Annotated in this window: 15 protein-coding genes and 5 pseudogenes; all 20 read left to right on the plus strand. The window is 48.2% G+C overall.

The window, feature by feature from the left end; all coding sequences use genetic code 11:
- A partial coding sequence (locus JCM19039_RS05460) for an NEAT domain-containing protein (protein WP_042424753.1) occupies positions 1-569 on the plus strand: 569 nt, incomplete at its 5' end.
- A complete protein-coding gene (locus JCM19039_RS05465) occupies positions 532-1224 on the plus strand; it encodes an NEAT domain-containing protein (RefSeq protein WP_042424756.1) in 693 nt (230 codons plus the stop codon). The genes JCM19039_RS05460 and JCM19039_RS05465, both read left to right, overlap by 38 nt.
- On the plus strand, positions 1221-1394 hold the full coding sequence (locus tag JCM19039_RS27810) for a sortase B protein-sorting domain-containing protein (protein WP_081834343.1): 174 nt from the start codon (positions 1221-1223) through the stop codon (positions 1392-1394). Before JCM19039_RS05465 ends, JCM19039_RS27810 begins: the two co-directional genes overlap by 4 nt.
- A gap of 286 nt (positions 1395-1680) precedes the next feature.
- Positions 1681-2466: pseudogene (gene isdE, locus JCM19039_RS05470) on the plus strand (heme ABC transporter substrate-binding protein IsdE); the annotation flags it as partial.
- The gene (locus JCM19039_RS05475; RefSeq protein WP_042424761.1) at positions 2463-3455 is read left to right on the plus strand and encodes an iron ABC transporter permease; all 993 of its coding nucleotides are present in this window, start codon (positions 2463-2465) and stop codon (positions 3453-3455) included. The pseudogene isdE and the gene JCM19039_RS05475, both read left to right, overlap by 4 nt.
- Positions 3442-4231: pseudogene (locus JCM19039_RS05480) on the plus strand (ABC transporter ATP-binding protein). The gene JCM19039_RS05475 and the pseudogene JCM19039_RS05480 overlap by 14 nt, the downstream one beginning before the upstream one ends.
- Positions 4228-4980 (plus strand): class B sortase, encoded by a 753-nt coding sequence (gene srtB, locus JCM19039_RS05485; protein WP_042424764.1) that lies wholly within the window; start codon positions 4228-4230, stop codon positions 4978-4980. Before JCM19039_RS05480 ends, srtB begins: the two are co-directional and overlap by 4 nt.
- Before the next feature lie 949 nt (positions 4981-5929).
- The gene (locus JCM19039_RS05495; protein WP_152550092.1) at positions 5930-6703 is read left to right on the plus strand and encodes a 2-phosphosulfolactate phosphatase; all 774 of its coding nucleotides are present in this window, start codon (positions 5930-5932) and stop codon (positions 6701-6703) included.
- Positions 6687-7274, plus strand: coding sequence for a phosphotransferase family protein (locus JCM19039_RS26345; protein WP_255343629.1), 588 nt, complete (start codon positions 6687-6689; stop codon positions 7272-7274). The genes JCM19039_RS05495 and JCM19039_RS26345 overlap by 17 nt, the downstream gene beginning before the upstream one ends.
- Positions 7275-7282: 8 nt before the next feature.
- Positions 7283-7759: a phosphotransferase gene (locus JCM19039_RS26350; RefSeq protein ID WP_255343630.1), complete on the plus strand. Its 477-nt coding sequence runs from the start codon at positions 7283-7285 to the stop codon at positions 7757-7759.
- On the plus strand, positions 7749-8975 hold the full coding sequence (locus JCM19039_RS05505; RefSeq protein WP_042424774.1) for an acyl-CoA dehydrogenase family protein: 1227 nt from the start codon (positions 7749-7751) through the stop codon (positions 8973-8975). The genes JCM19039_RS26350 and JCM19039_RS05505 overlap by 11 nt, the downstream gene beginning before the upstream one ends.
- Positions 8972-9751, plus strand: a complete 780-nt coding sequence (locus JCM19039_RS05510) for a glucose 1-dehydrogenase (protein ID WP_042424777.1) — start codon at positions 8972-8974, stop codon at positions 9749-9751. The genes JCM19039_RS05505 and JCM19039_RS05510 overlap by 4 nt, the downstream gene beginning before the upstream one ends.
- 148 nt (positions 9752-9899) lie before the next feature.
- Positions 9900-10907 (plus strand): hypothetical protein, encoded by a 1008-nt coding sequence (locus JCM19039_RS05515; protein ID WP_042424780.1) that lies wholly within the window; start codon positions 9900-9902, stop codon positions 10905-10907.
- A 34-nt stretch (positions 10908-10941) separates the two neighbouring features.
- Positions 10942-11987 (plus strand): annotated as a pseudogene (locus JCM19039_RS21625) (sigma 54-interacting transcriptional regulator); the annotation flags it as partial.
- Complete coding sequence (locus tag JCM19039_RS27815; RefSeq protein ID WP_052398540.1) at positions 11988-12461, plus strand: hypothetical protein; 474 nt, start codon at positions 11988-11990, stop codon at positions 12459-12461.
- Between the two features lie 196 nt (positions 12462-12657).
- On the plus strand, positions 12658-14223 hold the full coding sequence (locus tag JCM19039_RS05525; protein ID WP_238544934.1) for a long-chain fatty acid--CoA ligase: 1566 nt from the start codon (positions 12658-12660) through the stop codon (positions 14221-14223).
- 12 nt (positions 14224-14235) lie between these two features.
- Positions 14236-15102, plus strand: a complete 867-nt coding sequence (locus JCM19039_RS05530) for a branched-chain amino acid ABC transporter permease (protein WP_042424785.1) — start codon at positions 14236-14238, stop codon at positions 15100-15102.
- A pseudogene (locus tag JCM19039_RS05535) lies at positions 15103-16103 on the plus strand (branched-chain amino acid ABC transporter permease). It begins immediately after the preceding gene.
- Positions 16103-16880: pseudogene (locus JCM19039_RS05540) on the plus strand (ABC transporter ATP-binding protein). The pseudogenes JCM19039_RS05535 and JCM19039_RS05540 overlap by 1 nt, the downstream one beginning before the upstream one ends.
- Entirely contained in the window at positions 16864-17574 is a 711-nt protein-coding gene (locus tag JCM19039_RS05545; RefSeq protein ID WP_307190168.1) for an ABC transporter ATP-binding protein, read from the plus strand. The pseudogene JCM19039_RS05540 and the gene JCM19039_RS05545 overlap by 17 nt, the downstream one beginning before the upstream one ends.
- Positions 17575-17577: the final 3 nt, after the last annotated feature.

Raw genomic sequence — 17577 nt, forward strand, 5'->3', positions numbered from 1 at the left:
TTCAAATTGCTTTTGATGAAGATTCTCTGTCGCTCATTGAAGCCGGACAAGAGCCACCGGCTCCAACCATCCCTGATGATGACAAAGGTGGAGATGACCCAGGTATTGATGAACCAGATACAGATGACCCAGGCACAGAAGAACCAGGTACCGACGAGCCGGGTACAGATGAGTTGGATAACGGTCTTTACAGCATTGATTTCACAGTACTGAAAGACGGTACGGATGAAACGTCGGTAATGGATGATTATACGGAAAAGCCAGCCCACGTGTACGTGAACGATGGCACATTTACCTTCGACCTGACATTAACGAATAATTCCTGGTATCAGGAGATTTTGATTAACGGAGAAGAGCCGGAGATTGTTGACGAAGATGAGGCCGAAGACACTCGTGTCGTGCGGTTCTCAAATGATTCATTGCAGCCAGTTGACGCATGGGTGCACATTATCGTAACCGGTATTCCAGGTTTTACTTATGATAATGAGTATGATGTTCAAATTGCTTTTGATGAAGATTCTCTGACGTTCATTGAAGCCGATCAAGAGCCACCGGCTCCAACCATCTGATGATGAGGACGGGAATAATGATGATCCGAACAATGACGGAGGGAACAACGGCAACGACAATAATGGCAACAACGGAAACAACGGAAACAATAATGGTGGAAACAACAATAACAACAACGGAAACAATGACCTTCCTGGCGATGAACTTGTTAACGGGCAGTATGATATTAATTTTGTCGTTCTTAAAGATGGCACCGACCAAGTCTCTGTAATGGATGACTATACAAAAAAACCTGCAACTCTTTACGTGCAGGACGGTTCATATACGGTCGACCTGACATTAACCAATAGTACTTGGTACCAAGACCTTACCATTGAGGGTAGCGGTCCGACTGTTATTTCTGAAGACAGTGAAGCTGACGAGCGTGTGGTACGCTTTGCCGTCGACTCCTTGGAAGAACGTATAGACGCCTGGGTTCATATTATCGTAACCGGCATTCCGGGCTTTAATTACGATAATGAGTATGATGTGCAGATTTTGTTTGATCCGGATTCTGTCAATCTTGTAAATACCGACGGAGAGATCCCTCAACCGAATCCTTCGAACGGCGGTTCTAACAACGGTGGAAACCAAAACAACAATCAAGGCAATAATACCCAGAACAACCATGGCAACGGCAACGGTGTACAAACGATTCTGACGACGATGGCTTGACATTTACCCGCGGATCCGGCCAGAACAACAGCGAATACGGCGGAGGGCAGCAGGAAGTTAACGCCAAGACTTCAGATTCATCATCCTTGGTCCTCTATACGCTGCTGGCTGCCAGCTCAGCACTTATCCTAGCTTGGCAATTTATGCGAAGGCGTGCTCTGCGACTTTAATGGTTGACGAATGCAAGCAGAACAAGCCCCGGCAGCTTGTCGGGGCTTGTTCCCCAGTTTATGATTAATTCTTTCATTGAGCAAAGGAAGTGAAAGCATGAAAACAGTTCTGTTGATCGGATGCCTGATTCCCCCTCTTATTCTTGCGGCCTGTCAGCCGATCAGCGAAAATGTGGTTTCAAACCTCTCTACTAATGCAGGCGACGAGGATGAAATTGGCGAAGAAGTAAGCCTTACTGCTGAAGAGATACCAGAAGTCGCAACCGAAGAAGAAATTGAACCTGAACGCATTGTTTCTACGACCGTTGCAGCCACAGAAATTGCTGATGCCTTGAACCTTGATCTTCTCGGTATACCAACAAGCTATAAAGAGTTGCCGGAACGTTATGAAGGGGTCACTGAAATTGGCAATCCAATGGGCCCGGATATGGAACAAATCCGCCAGCTGAATCCAGAAGAAGTCTGGTCGGTCACTACGCTTTTCGATGATTTGGAGGAACCGTTTGAACAAGCACAGCTGGATGCACGCTTTCTTGATTTTCAAAGCGTAGATGCAATGATTGAAGAAATTAAAACATTAGGCCGGGATTTTGACCGTGAAACAGAGGCTGCGACCTTGGTCGAAACGTTTGACGAGGCCGTGCGAGAAAATGCGGACCGCACTTCCGGTCTCGCGCCTCCTTCTGTGCTGATTTTAATGGGCGTTCCCGGAAGTTATTTAGTCGCGACAGAAGAGTCGTACATCGGCGATCTCGTTCGTCTGGCCGGTGGTGAAAATGTTATTGAGAGCGAAGAAGGCGTGGAGTACCTGGCTTCCAATACCGAACACCTTCACCAAGCCAATCCTGACGTCATCCTACGGGCTGCACACGGTATGCCGGAGGAAGTCGTAGAAATGTTTGATGAAGAATTCCAGACGAACGATATTTGGCAGCATTTTACCGCTGTACAGGGTGACCGTGTTTATGATCTTGAAGAGCTGCTCTTCGGCACGACTGGAAGCATTGCTGTCCCAGAAGCGCTGGAAGAATTGGAACCGATGCTCTATCCTGAATTGGAGACGGTTCAGTGAAGGGTTCACGCAATCTTACTGTATACGCAGTTACCATCGTCCTTCTATTTCTCTGTATTTACTGGTCTATAATGAGCGGCAGCATTCAAGTTCCCTTTTTCGAACTAGTTCAAGGTATTATCCAACAGAACCATGAAGAGGCTGCGGTCGTTTATGACCTTCGGTTTCCACGAGTTCTCATTGCCGGCTTTGCCGGAGCAGCATTAGCCGTATCTGGCGCGTTGCTGCAGGCCGTCATGCGCAACCCGCTGGCGGATGCGAGCATCATCGGAATTTCTTCCGGTGCCAACTTAATCGCTATGGTAGCGGTCACCATTATGCCTACATGGTTCTATTTTATGCCATTGTTCGCGTTTCTTGGAGGGCTTCTTGCTTGTTTCCTTGTCTACTCATTGAGCTGGCGGGGTGGGCTTAGCCCTCTCCGACTTATTCTGGTCGGTATTGCTCTTCATGCTACGTTTACTGGACTTTCCGAAGCATTTAACTATCGTGGGAGTTATTCTGTTACAAGTATTTCTTCTGCGACGACATCAACCTTGTCTATGAAAACGTGGGGAGATGCCAACATCATGATGATTTATGGCGGGGTGGCTCTAATCATTGCAGTTGCACTCTTCTCCTGGTGTAACCTGCTTGCCTTGGATGACCGCACGACGCAGACGATTGGCCTGCCTGTCAAAAGAACGAGGATTATCGTCTCCATCGTTGCTGTTATTCTCGCGTCCACAGCTACCGCCATTGCCGGGTTGATTGCATTTCTAGGATTACTCATCCCCCACATCGGCAGGCAGTTGCTCGGAACCGATTACAAAACGCTGCTGCCATTCAGTGCCCTAGCCGGTGCGCTGCTGCTCATCAGCGCGGATACATTCGGTCGAACGCTGATCGCGCCGAACGAAATCCCCGCTTCCATTGTTATGATGGTCATCGGCGGACCGTTTCTCATTTTTCTATTAAGAAAGAGTGAACGCATCCATGGACATTCGTAATTTATCTTTTGCTCATCAAAAGGGCGGTCCCCTCTTTTTGGAGGAGATTTCAACAAACATTCCTCAGGGAAAAATAACTACGATTATTGGCCCGAATGGAAGCGGGAAGTCGACTTTGTTGGAATTAATGGCAGGAAACCGGAAGCCGAATGCCGGCACGCTTCAACTCGATGAGAAAGAACTTAACAGTTACTCAGCTAAGGCACTCGGAAAAAAACTTGCGGTCGTCTATCAACAGCAAGTCGCCCCTGCCGATTTAACTGTTGAAAAGCTCGTCCGCTACGGACGTCAGCCCCACCGTAAATGGCTAGAAGGGTGGTCAAAAGAAGATGAAGGCGCTGTGGAGAAGCATTGGATGCTACAGAAATGGCTGCGAAGCGCGACAAGCCGCTCGCAACCTTGTCTGGCGGCGAGCGACAGCGGGCATGGATTGCAATGGCTCTTGCCCAGAAGACCGCACTGCTTTTTCTCGATGAGCCGACAACGTTTCTTGATCTGTACCATCAATATGAAGTGCTCGACCTCCTCGCCCGATTGAACCGGTCACAGGGGCTGACCATCGTCATGGTGCTACATGATCTAAATCAGGCGCTACGCTACAGTCATCACCTTATCGTCATGAACGATGGGGCAATCAAGGCAGAAGGCAGCCGTCTTCAATTTTGACACCCAACCTTGTCCATTCTGTATACGGTCTTCATATGACTGTGCATGAAGATCCAAATGCCGGTTTGTTCATGCTACCTGTCGGAATTTCCAGAGGAGGAGGACTATGAAGAAAACCATTAGCCGAAGCCTTACCGCGCTTTGCACAGGTGTCCTGCTGTACGCTCTCGTTGCTCTTGGCTTCATTGGGTATGATTATCTTAATAACCGTCATGTCTTGGCAGAAGCTCAGAAATTGTACACTGTTGAACGGGAAATACCGGGAGAAGAAGTGTATACAGAGACTTTGTCAGGCGAAGAGGCTTTCGTCGGGCTTCACGAGATCAACGAAGACATTGCTGGTTGGCTGACGATTGATGGCACAGCGATCGATTATCCGATTATGCAGGCGGAAGATAACGATTTCTATTTAGATCGAAACTATAAAAAAGAACAGACACGGGCGGGAAGCTTATTCTTTGATTATCGGAACGAGTTGGACGGCACAGACCGAAATGTCATCGTCTACGGGCATCGCATGAAAGACGGATCTATGTTTGCCCCTCTTACCGATTTTCTGGATGACTCTTTTTTCGAAAGCGACTCCGATATTTTATTTGATACCGTTGATGGAAAATATACCGTTGAAGTTTTCTCTGTGTACAATACGATGACCGATTTTTACTATATTGAAACCGAGTTTAAAGACGATCATGATTTTACTGAGTTTGTCGGGGAATTAAAAAGTCGCTCTCACTTCAAGAGCGATGTAGACGTGACCGCCGCCGACCAGATTATTACACTTTCTACCTGTGATTACGTGCTTGACCCGAGTGAAGGACGACTCGTCGTACATGGTAAAATTGTGGAACGAAGATAAGCCAAGAAGTATGTAAAAATAAACGACCGGTCACAGCATAGGTTATTCCATTGCTAAGACCGGTCGTTTCATTAGGATTGGACAACATCTTTCTTATGGTTGATTTTTGAATTGGCAATGTTGATAATGAGCGATTCAGGCTGATTTAAATCGGAGTTTCCTCGCGTTTTACCGCTCTAGTTGAAATGCTCTGTGTTTTAGTACAATAATTCTGTCTTGCAGCGACGCGATGAAGAGAAAGCCTGGGGCCTTCCACCTCTGCACCTTCCCGTACTTCTGCTGATGCTAGCGTTTCATTGCCAAATACGTTTCGTCCTCGCGCACAGAATTCCACTTCTTTTCAATAATCCGCAAGGCATCTGCTTTTCTGTTCATCAATCTTTCGCTCGCTGAGCTCGATGTCTTTATCGTACTTTTTGCGGTCGGGATCGTTGGCGTAGCGGCGGGCGCGGTGAAATGTGCGCGCAAGTTTTGCAAAATTAGCACCGCTATCGTTAAACTAGCGCGCAAGATGGTCTCCGCACCCGACCCCGCGCTATGCCCTCGGCTGAAGAACGAAAATGCTGTCGGCGCGGGTCGCGCTGAATCGGGACCGGTTTCGTTTAAGCCTTCATCGGGGTTGACACGTCGTTGGGTACTATGATTTGGTTACGCCGAGAAGCTGTTACCTAGTTGGGTCCACATGTGCCCTAGTATGCTTCATTTCCCTGCTCTACGGAAAATGAGCGCCAACTGGAGTACAGATTTCTTACACTCGGTAACAGATTGAGTCCTTGCTCGCACTAAAAACCGCCACATTCCGTCTGCGCAGCTCGCGCTGATTTGCGTTCCTCCCCCGCGTCACAATTAACTCAAGTTTGACTCAATTAACTCAAATGTGAATTGCCAAGCCGAAGAACGGACGGATAGCATTGTTGTTCTTGGCTTGGCATCTTTTTGCACGTTCTTAATGTATGTAGGTGTCGATGTGAAGCGCTGCAGGCTGTGGTTATCAAAGGAAGAGGTTGATCGTGATCGACTGCGAGGGAAGATGGTGATCATTATTGATGCGTTGCTTGCGACGACGACGCTAATTACGATGATGGAGCGCGGGGCTAAACGTGTGTACCCGGTTGATTCAATAGAGGAGGCCGAGCGAGTCCGAACGTCGCTAGCTCCTTCGATTCAGGCAATCCGTGGTGGAGAACAAGGTGGAATTCCTGTGAACGGATTTGAGCTCGGTCATCTTCCAACAGAATATCCCGAAGATGTGGTCGCGGATGCACACATTATTTTTTTATCAACGAATGGTACGAAAGCGATTCGTAGGACGGACGCGGCATCCAAGCGGTTGCTTTGCAGTTTCCGGAATGTGCATAAGGTGGCGGAGTATGTGCAGGCGGTGGACCCGGAAGAGGTGGTGATCGTCTGTTCTGGCGCGAGCGGTCATTTCTCGATGGAGGATTATTTGTGCGCTGCCAGGTTTCTCGAGCTGTTAGACCTTGAACGTGTGAAGCTAGATGATGCGAGTATTCTTGCGACGCACACTCTCTATACCGATCAGGAGATTGCCGCACTCGTTTCGAAGAGTCGCATCGGTCGTTCGATGGTGAGAGAAAATCTTCAGGAATTGCTCGATTTCGTGCTCGGCTTTCGGACGCAGTCGCTACTCGTTGATGTAAACAATGAGGGGATACTGTCTGTTTTAGAAGAGGGAGGAATTGTACATGAGTGCGCAGAATGAGACGATTGCGGTTCGCCCGGGAGAAGGGTTGAACGTGTCGGCGTTATCCAACTTTCTTACAGGTGCATTCGACAAACTTCCGGCGGATGAACCGCTCGTAGTGACACAGTTTCCGGCAGGGGCTTCAAACCTTACGTACTTGCTCGCGTGCGGTTCGTTTGAAGCAGTGCTCAGGCGACCGCCGTTCGGCCCATTGCCAGCAAAAGGGCACGATATGAAACGTGAATACCAGTTTTTGAAAGCGCTATCACCGGTCTTTTCTTATGCGCCTAAACCGTTTGTTCTAGGGGAAGAAACAGAGGTGATGGATGCGACCTTTTATGTGATGGAACGAAAGCGCGGTGTTGTCGTTGACCAGAGAACATCAGGTGTGCAGCCAACGGCGGAACAAGCGCGGAACATATCGGAAATGTTTGTACGGCTGTTAGCGGAGTTGCATCGGGTTGATCCAACTTCAGCTGGTTTGGATGTTTTCGGTCATCCGGAAGGCTTTATGGAACGTCAAGTGAAGAGGTGGATCCAACGGTTTGAGCGAGTGAAACCGAGGATGAACCGGGATATGAGAGGCTGAAGGAATGGATGTTCGCAAACATCACAACGAGCGGTGAAGCGACGGTCATTCACAATGATTTCAAGCTGAACAATTTGCTCTTTTCTACGGATTTGAGTGGCATCGAGGCTGTCGTTGATTGGGAAATGGCGACCGTGGGTGACCCGCTATTTGACCTTGGGGTAGCGCTTAGTTACTGGACAGAGGCGGGGGACTCGCCTCGGTTGCAAAATGGGTTTAAGTCGGTCACGACGAATGAAGGGTTTTTCACTCGAAATGAATTGATTGAGCGATACGAGCAGTTAACAGGCAGAAATTGCGATGATATTTTATTTTATCAAGTGTTTGCGTACTTCAAGCTAGCAGTTATCGTTCAGCAGATCTATTATCGTTGGAAAGTGGGCCAAACCGAGGATGAGCGTTTTAAGATGTACGGTCCGATGGCAGGTGAACTGATCAAGCAAGCGGTCCACATGATGGAAGGGGAGAAGAGGCGTGAATTTTGAGTATAGTGACAACGTCCAAAGGCTACAAAGCGATGTGCGGACATTCATTGAACACTACGTGTTGCCTAATGAAAAGGTGTATGCCAAGCAGCTAAACGAGGCTTCGTCCCGTTGGTCGGTACCGCCGGTCATTGAAGAATTGAAGAAAGAAGCACAATCAACACGGCTTTGGAATTTGTTCCTTCCTGAATCTGAATACGGTGCGGGTCTTACAAATGTTGAATATGCGCCTTTATGCGAAGAGATGGGGAGAACGAGTATCGGGCCAGAAGTGTTTAATTGTTCGGCACCGGACACAGGCAATATGGAGACGCTTGTCCGTTATGGAAATCAAACGCAAAAGGAGCAGTGGCTTCAACCGCTCTTAGCCGGTGAGATTCGTTCAGCATTTGCGATGACTGAACCCGACGTGGCGTCCTCGGATGCGACGAACATTGAGACGCGTATGGAGCGTGTTGGTGATGAGTATGTGATTAACGGGCGGAAGTGGTGGACGTCTGGCATTATGGATCCGCGCTGTGATGTCCTTATCGTGATGGGGAAAACCGATCCGTTCGGTCCGACGTACACGTCACAGTCGATGATTTTAGTCCCTAGGAATACACCGGGCATTACCGTTCAGCGACATCTGCCGGTGTTTGGTTACGACGATGCTCCCCACGGACACGGGGAAGTGACGTTTGACAATGTGCGCGTGCCTAAAGAGAACGTGCTATGGGATGTGGGCAAAGGATTTGCGATTGCCCAAGGTCGTCTCGGACCCGGTCGAATTCATCATTGCATGCGTCTCATCGGTTTGGCGGAACGGTCGTTGGAATACATGTGCGATCGTGTGTATGAGAGGTCTCCGTTTGGAAAGTCACTCGCAGAGCAAGGTGTCGTACAAGAGTGGATTGCTGATTCACGCATAGAGATTGAGCAGGCTCGATTGCTCACACTAAAAGCGGCGCACATGATGGATACGGTTGGAAACAAACAAGGGAAAAAAGAGATTAGCATGATTAAGGTCGTTGCACCGAACATGGCACTGCATGTCATTGATCGGGCGATTCAAACGCACGGAGGTGCAGGTGTGAGCGATGACTTCCCGCTGGCAAAAGCGTGGGCAGGAGCAAGAACGCTTCGTTTAGCTGATGGTCCTGATGAAGTGCATCGACGCGCCATTGCCCGCCAAGAATTAAAACCATATCGCGTTAAGGAGGAGGCAGAAAAATGAGTGTGATGAACTTGTTTGACCTTAAAGGAAAAGTGGCAATCATTACTGGCGGTGGTCGTGGACTCGGTGAAGGAATGGCAGAAGCATTATCTGAAGCTGGTGCGACGGTTGTACTTTGTTCTCGCAAGGTAGAAGCTTGCGAAGAAGTGAAAAAACGAATCGAAGAAAAGGGCGGGAAAGCAAAGGCGCACGCTTTAGACGTCACCGACGCGGAACAAGTGGAGCGTGTCGTCGCGGCTGTTCAGGAAGACTACGGGCACATCGATATTCTCGTCAATAACAGCGGCACATCTTGGGGTGGCTATCCCCCTGAAGAAATGGCGATCGACAAGTTCCAAAAGGTTGTAAACGTCAATTTAGTCGGTGCGTTCATCATGACACAAGCAGTTGGAAAACGAATGATCGCCGCTGGGACGAAAGGGCGAATTGTAAACATTGCCTCAATTGCAGGTTTTCGTGGCTCGAAGCCTGAAGTGATGCAGGCGATTGGGTATAACAGCAGCAAAGGCGGATTAATTACGATGACGAAAGACTTCGCTGTTAACTGGGGCAAATACGGCATTACCGTCAACGGCATCGCCCCTGGGTTTATTCCGACGAAGATGACGAAAGACGTGATCGCGCCAATTGAAGACAAAATGATTGCAAACGTACCGGTCGGCCGTCTCGGCCAAATCCAAGATATGCAAGGGACTGTCTTATATTTGGCATCCGACGCCGCCTCATTCATGACGGGCCAGATGTTGATACTTGACGGTGGTGTCCTCTCACAATAAAGGTTTATCACGCAAAAAAGGCGGCGTTGTTCATGACAATCGCCGCCTAAGCTCCACTGAACAAACCTCTTTCCTCCCCTCTGATTTCTCATATGTGCAGGAATTCCATGTGTAAGGGGAGTAAAATACATAGACGGGGAGGCGATTAATGATGAAGACAAACCATTACATAGTCGTTATTTTGGCGATGCTTTTGACAGGGTGCGGGATGGGCGGTGCGGAGAGTGGGCCAGCGGAGCCTGATGTGGAGATTACCGCTTCGGTTGAAGATCAGACGTATACGCTTGAAGACACGCTCACGATCCACACCCGAGTAGAGAACGTTTCAGATGAGCCAATTGAATATACGAGCGGCAGTTGTGATCATCATCCGACGTTAGAGATGGGGGACTTGGGGTATTTCTTTGAAGTTGATTACGGGGAAGAAGGCATGCCGGTCTGTACGATGGAGCTCCGCTATCTCGAATTGGCGAGTGGGGAAGTACTGGAACATACATACACATTTAACGGGCGACAATTTTTAGATGATCCGCGGATTTATCAAGACGATGAGCTATCGTTTACTGTCGCATTTAACGACGAATCGATTCGTGAACTGATTGACTTGGATATCAACCCGACCGATTTGGGCCGGGTATCACTCACACGTACCTTTCAAATGATTGAAGAGCATAAAACCTTTCAAGCGTACCTTGACGAACACGACCTACCTGCTCCCGTTGAAGAAAACTTGACGGTCGCAAACCAACACTATGACCATACCCACGTTGTTTATGAGCTTCAGTTGGATGAACAGACTTCATTTATCATCCGTGTAAATGCTGATGAACATGAGATTCACCACATCTCATATGAACATTCTGATGGGGAAACCGTTTCATTTGGCGACGTGTACACGACAACCTTGACGAAAGAAATGGAGAACACGTATATGTCGAAAGGAGATGAACGCCTGACTGCGCACGTAGAGCTTTACGAAGACGCACAAGACGAATGGGAAGAATTCATTGATGAATATGATGCAAAAGCGGACCATGGAATGGTGAGCGTAACCGCTGTGAATTACGTTAAGATGTCCCAAGACGAGCGCGTGCAACACATGCAGTCGATGGAGCACTCAGGCTTAGTCGTACCTTATACAGAGGGGGATGAATGAGGTGGAGCGTTGCTTTGCTCATGTTGTGACCGATATGAACGGTAAAATTGTCCAAGCGAACGACGTGTTCTATGAATGGTTCGACGTTGCTGAGCCTTCTGTGCGAGACGAACTCCTGTTGCACTTATATGCTACCCGGTCGCGTGAACAACCTGTACAGTTCGATGGCACACGCTATCGCACTTTGACGTTTCTTGAAGACGAGGACGGTCTGTTTTCTCACCTCATATTTCAAGATGATTTGTTCTTTGATTTGTACAATGTGGTGGAGCGGTCGTATGATGGCATTTCTATGACGGATGTCCACGGGGTGACGAAGCTGGTGAATGGTGCGGTGGAACGATATACCGGCATTCCGCGTGAGTATTTTCTCGGGAAAAGTGCGGATCGCTTGGTGACGCGAGGGTTCTTGCAGGAGTCGGTCACGGCAAAAGTGTTGGCTGAGCGCAAGCCGGTTACGGTTTTTCAAGGTGGGACGAATGATCAACAAATTGTGATGACAGGCTCTCCGCTGTTTAATGACACAGGTGAGATTCAGCAGGTGGTCATTAATTTTCGTGACATTAGTGAGTTGGTGTATTTGTACCAGCAACATTTGCAAGAGAAGCAAGTGAATGATTATAGTGGTGAACGTGCGGAGCATCAAGATGTGGAAATGCAGCAAATTTCTTCGATGGTGAAACGTGTCGCGAATGTGGATGCGACGGTGTTGTTTATGGGAGAGACTGGCGTTGGAAAAGATGTGTTTGCAACGGAACTTTATGAAAGAAGCCGCCGTTCTGCACATGGTGATTTTATTAAGGTGAATTGTGGAGCGATTCCGATGGACCTTTTGGAGTCTGAACTGTTTGGCTATGAAGATGGTGCATTTTCAGGGGCGAAGCGTAAAGGTAAGCCAGGCATGTTTGAGTTGGCGGACAAGGGTGTGTTATTTCTAGATGAAGTAGGGGAGTTGCCGAGCGCGTTACAAGTGAAGTTGTTGCGTGTGTTGCAGGATGGAGAAATTCGTAGAATTGGTGGCACGAAAACGAAGTTTGTGGATGTGCGCATTGTCTCGGCAAGAACCAGAATTTACGAGAGATGGTGAAAGACGGTACGTTTCGAGAAGATTTATATTACCGGTTAAATGTGTTGCCGATTAAGATTCCACCGCTTAGGGAGCGAAAGAATGATATTGATTGGTTCGCTCAACATTTTATGGAGCAATACAGCCGGAAATATCGGGTAGAAAAGACGTATTCAGAAGACTTCAAAATATGGATGCGAGCGTACCATTGGCCGGGCAATATTCGTGAATTGGCGAATCTGATTCAGCGCCTTGTCATTACGGTGCCAGACATGATGATCGATGTTCGTCATTTGCCAGCGGACTACGCTAAGCCTGTTCAAGATGGCGGGGATAACTTATTAAAGAAAGCGGCGGAAAATGCTGAGCGGGAGTTGCTAGAAAGGGCGTTCGCGGAGCATAAGACGACGTATGAGGTCGCCCGCGCTTTAAATTCAAGTCAGGCTACGGTCGCGCGCAAAATGAAAAACTACGGCATTAACGTATAACAAGACGTACCTATACGAAGATGGGTGCGTTTTTGTTTTGCACGCTTCATCATTCCCTGCAACTCATACTTGGATTCGCATAACTCATACTTGAATTGGTACCTTGGCGGGATGTCCGAACCGCGGGAGTTTCAGGTTGGCATAAGTGTTGCAATATAAAAAGTAAGCGCTTACAAAAATGATTGGAGGTTTTTGTATGGGAAATGAGTTTGTGTACGAAGACATCACGATTCCTGAGATGTCGATGCCTGAGCTTTTGCATGAAAGCGTGGCGAAGCATAATGGAAAACCGGCGATGACCTTTGCCGGAGTCGAGACGACGTATTCAGAGCTGCTGGACCGGGTCCAGCGTGTCGCAAAAGGGTTAAAAATTCGAGGTGTATCCCGCGGTGACCACGTCGCACTCATGTTGCCGAACTGCCCACAATATCCAATCAGTTATTATGCGACATTGTATCTCGGTGCTGTCGTTGTGCAAGTAAACCCGATGTATCAGCCCGATGAGTTGCAACACGTGCTTTCAGACGCGGATGTGAAATTGCTCATCGTTCTCGACGATTTGCAGCCAGTGTATGAAGCGATTAAAAGTGAGACTGGAGTAAAAGAAGTGATCTCTGTGTCACTGACAACAGCTTCTTTCTTTGATGAGTTGGCCCAAGAAGAACTGATAGAAGACGGCCCCGTCATTATTAACCCGAAACAGGATGCCGCGGTTATTCAATATACTGGTGGGACGACAGGGCGTTCAAAGGGTGCTGTCCTCACCCACTTCAACATCGTTGCCAATACGTTGCAATCTTCTGCCACCCAAACCGATCAACAAAATGTAGGGAACGAAAAGGTGTTGACTGTGATCCCGCTCTTCCACGTCTACGGCATGACGAGTGCAATGAGTCTGACGTTCTATCGCGGCGCCAACATGCTCTTACTTCCGCGTTTCGATGTAGAGCAAGTCGTGGCCATGATTGAGACCGAGAAACCGACGAGTTTTCCAGGCGTGCCGACGATGTATATGGCATTGCTTCAGTATTTTCAAAGGAAACCGTTTGATCTCTCTTCCTTATCGGTGTTTACGAGTGGCTCGGCGCCGCTGCCGGTTGAGGTGATCAAGAAAGTGAATGGATTAACGACATCGCCGGTGCTAGAAGGGTTTGGTTTATCAGAGGCGTCGCCAGTTACGCATCGAAATCCGCTGGACGGGATGCAAAAGACGGGGAGTATCGGGGTGCCGATTCCGAATACGAAATCGAAAATCGTTGACATCGCTACGGGTGACGTTGACTTGCCGGTGGGTGAGGTCGGAGAGCTTGTTGTTGCGGGTCCACAAATTATGAAAGGATACTATAAACTGCCTGACGAGACGAGGAATGCGATTCGTGATGGCTGGTTGTATACCGGGGACTTAGCGAAGGTGGACGAGGACGGCTATTTCTTCATTGTCGGTCGTAAGAAAGAGATGATTATTGCGAGTGGTTTTAATGTGTATCCGATTGAGGTGGAGGGTGTGATCTACAAGATTCCGGGTGTGCAGGAAGCGGCTGTGATTGGTGTGCCTGATGCATACCGGGGCGAGACGGTGAAGGCTTTTGTTGTTAAGGATAAGGATGCGTTGCTTCGTGAGGAAGATATTGAATCGTACTGCAAAGAGAAGCTTGCGTCGTATAAAGTTCCAAGGGCGATTGAATTTCTAGAGGAGCTCCCGAAAACGGCCGTCGGCAAAATTTTGAAGCGGGAATTGGTCCGCACAGAAAAGACGAAATAGTGAGGTGAGCGAATGGATGTTTTAGCTCAGCAACTGTTTAATGGACTAACGGTTGGAAGCGTATACAGTTTAGTCGCGCTTGGATTGACGCTTGTTTACGGCATTCTGCACATTCCAAACTTCGCTCACGGGGCATTGTATATGGTTGGCGGATACGTAACGCTCATGGCCATGGCGTTGTTAGGCATGCCGTATTTCGTCGCGATGGCGGTCTCGATCGTCGTCGTCGGAGCGATTGCAATGTTGATGGAGCGAATCGTCTTTCACCCACTCAGGCATTCCCCTCCGATTCATGACAAGATTGCAGCCATCGGGATTTTATTATTTTTGGAGGCGCTCGTACAGTTCATATGGGGCGCTGAGTATCGGGCGATGTCGACGCCGTTTGCCGATACGGTTTCATTTTTAGGCATTACCGTGACGTGGCAGCGGGTGATGATTATCGTTGCGGCTGTCATTGCGATGCTATTGCTACAACTCTTCTTAAAGAAAACGATGGTCGGTTCAGCTATTGTTGCGATGTCGCAAAATCGTGAGGGCGCCTTTCTTGTTGGCATCAATGCAAATCGGGTAGCGATGCTTACGTTCTTCATTTCCGGAGCACTAGCCGCAATCGCTGCGTCGATTGCTTCACCGATAAACCTCGTGTACCCGGGGATGGGGCATCTCGTCATTTTGAAAGCTTTTGTCATTATTATCATTGGCGGGATGGGAAGTGTGCCTGGGGCCATTGTTGGTGGTTATATTTTAGGCTTCTCAGAAAGTCTCGGGGCGACGTTCATATCGAGCGCATACAGTGATCTGATTGCCTTCTTGCTGCTCGTCATTATTTTGACGATCAGACCTCAAGGGTTGTTTGTGAAAAAGGGGGCGCATTAAATGAAGACCGCACTGAAGAAACAGCGATTGCCTCTTTTCTTTCTAGGTGTTGCGTTGCTTTTCCCTTTATTTACAGATAATCAGTATTTCATTTATGTGGTAGGACTTTCGTTCATTTATGCAATTGCCGTGTTTGGGCTGAACTTAATTGGAGGTTATACTGGGCAACTGTCGCTTGCCCATGCTGGATTTTTCGCGATTGGGGCCTATTCACTCGGGTTGCTTACTGTTGATGGAGGCGTTCCGTATTGGCTCGCTTTTCTACTCGCTCTAATCATTACGACGGTTGCAGGTACCTTGTCGGGCTCATCGCTCTGCGCACGAAAGAGCATTTTTTCGCGATTTATACGCTCTGTGTTGGTTATATTATTTACCTCGTTATTTATGAATGGGACGCGCTCACTGGTGGGGTGCGTGGCTTAATCGGCATAGAAGGGTTTGCTCCAATTGGCATGCTCACCTTTAACAGCAGTACATCGTCGTACTATCTCGTGCTCGTCTTTCTTGTTTTGACCGTCGTATGTATGAAGTTCTTAACCGAATCGATTGTCGGTAGGACGTATGTGGCGATTCGTAATTCTGAGGAATTGGCGCAAACGATTGGCATTAATACGATGAAGCAAAAGTTAATTTCCTTCGTGTTATCTACATTTCTAGCGGGACTTGCCGGGGCGCTATATGCTTCATTCACACGTTTTATCGGCCCCGACATTTCGTACACGATGATGATGTTTGACATGCTTACATTTGCGCTCGTAGGCGGGCTCGGTACATTATTCGGTCCGGTCGTTGGTACGCTCTTAATCGTAATTTTGACGCAATCACTTCAATTTATGGAAGATTATCGGATGCTCATTTTCGGTCCGTTACTCGTTATGATTGTGATCTTCTATCCGCGTGGTCTTGTCGGTGGCTATCTCGTATGGAAGGCGAAGCGCGCGTATAAAAAGCAGCAACACGAGTTCGAGGATAAAGGTTCCACATATGAGGGGGGAGATTAATGCTCATTGAAACGAATGGACTGACAAAACAGTTTGGAGGGCTCACAGCTGTTAATGATGTGAACGTACGTATTGAAAAAGGGAAAATCACAGCTATTATCGGACCGAATGGCGCAGGGAAGTCAACGTTATTTAACGTCATTAGCGGTTATCATGCAGCGACCGGAGGCACGATCCGATTCAACGGGGAGGACATTACGAAAAAGCGCCCGTACTCAATTGCCAAGCTCGGCGTCGCAAGAACGTTTCAAACGACCCATCTGTTTGAGACGGCATCGGTACTGGACAATGTCATTGTCGGACACCGCCTGCGCACGCGTTCAACGGTATTTGATGCCATATTTCAGACACGAAGGCTCAGGCGTGAAGAAGAGAAGTGTCGCCAAATCGCTGAAGAAGTGTTGGACTTTGTTGAGCTGTCGGGGCAAGCCGACCGCCTCGTCCAAGATATTTCTCAAGAAGCCAAAAAGCGGGTTGCTGTTGCGCTTGCTCTTGTGACGGATCCTGAAATTGTGTTTCTGGATGAGCCAGCGGCTGGCATCAATCCTGATGAGACAGATGGTCTCGCAATGTTAATCCGAAAAATGGTCGATCGTGGGCTGACTGTCTGTCTAATTGAACATAAAATGCAGATGATTATGGGGCTTGCCGATCATATCGTTGTGCTAAACTACGGCAAAAAAAATTGCGGAAGGGACGCCGGTAGAAATTCAGAATAATGAAACGGTCATTGAGGCGTACTTGGGAGGAGGTGCGTCTAATGCTGAAGCTACGTGATGTGTCGGTGCGTTACGGCATGTATGAAGCACTTGCTGACGTTTCGCTTTCCGTAGCTGAAGGAGAGCTCGTTGTGTTGCTTGGCGCAAATGGGGCGGGAAAGAGTACGATTTTCAGAACCATTAGTGGTTTGAATAAGCCGACGCAAGGAGAGGTGACGCTTCACAAAAAATCGATTGGTGGTCGTTCGGCAAGTCGCCTCGTGAAGATGGGTATTGGGCACTGTCCAGAAGGCAGAAAGCTCTTTCCACAAATGAGTGTGTTTGAAAATCTAAAAATGGGTGCATACGCCGTTCGCAGGAACAAAAAAGCAACGAGTGATGTGCTCGCACAAGTGTATGAGCTCTTTCCAATCCTAAAAGATAAGCAAAAAGAGAACGCAGGATCACTTAGCGGTGGGCAGCAGCAAATGCTTGCGATTGGACGGTCACTCATGTCCCGGCCAAAAGTAGTGTTATTTGATGAACCGTCGATCGGACTTGCGCCATTAATTACAAAACAAGTGTTTGACGTGATTGAAGAGATCAACAAACAAGGAACGACGGTGTTGCTTGCTGAGCAGAATGCGAATGCTGCACTTCGGATCGCCGACCGTGGTTATGTCATTGAGAATGGTCGAATTGTGATTGAAGCACTCGGGAACAGTTGCTGGAAAATGATGAAGTTCGAAAAGCCTATATTGGTGCGTAATTAAACG

Source organism: Geomicrobium sp. JCM 19039 (assembly GCF_000698145.1).
GTDB lineage: Bacteria > Bacillota > Bacilli > Bacillales > Marinococcaceae > Geomicrobium_A.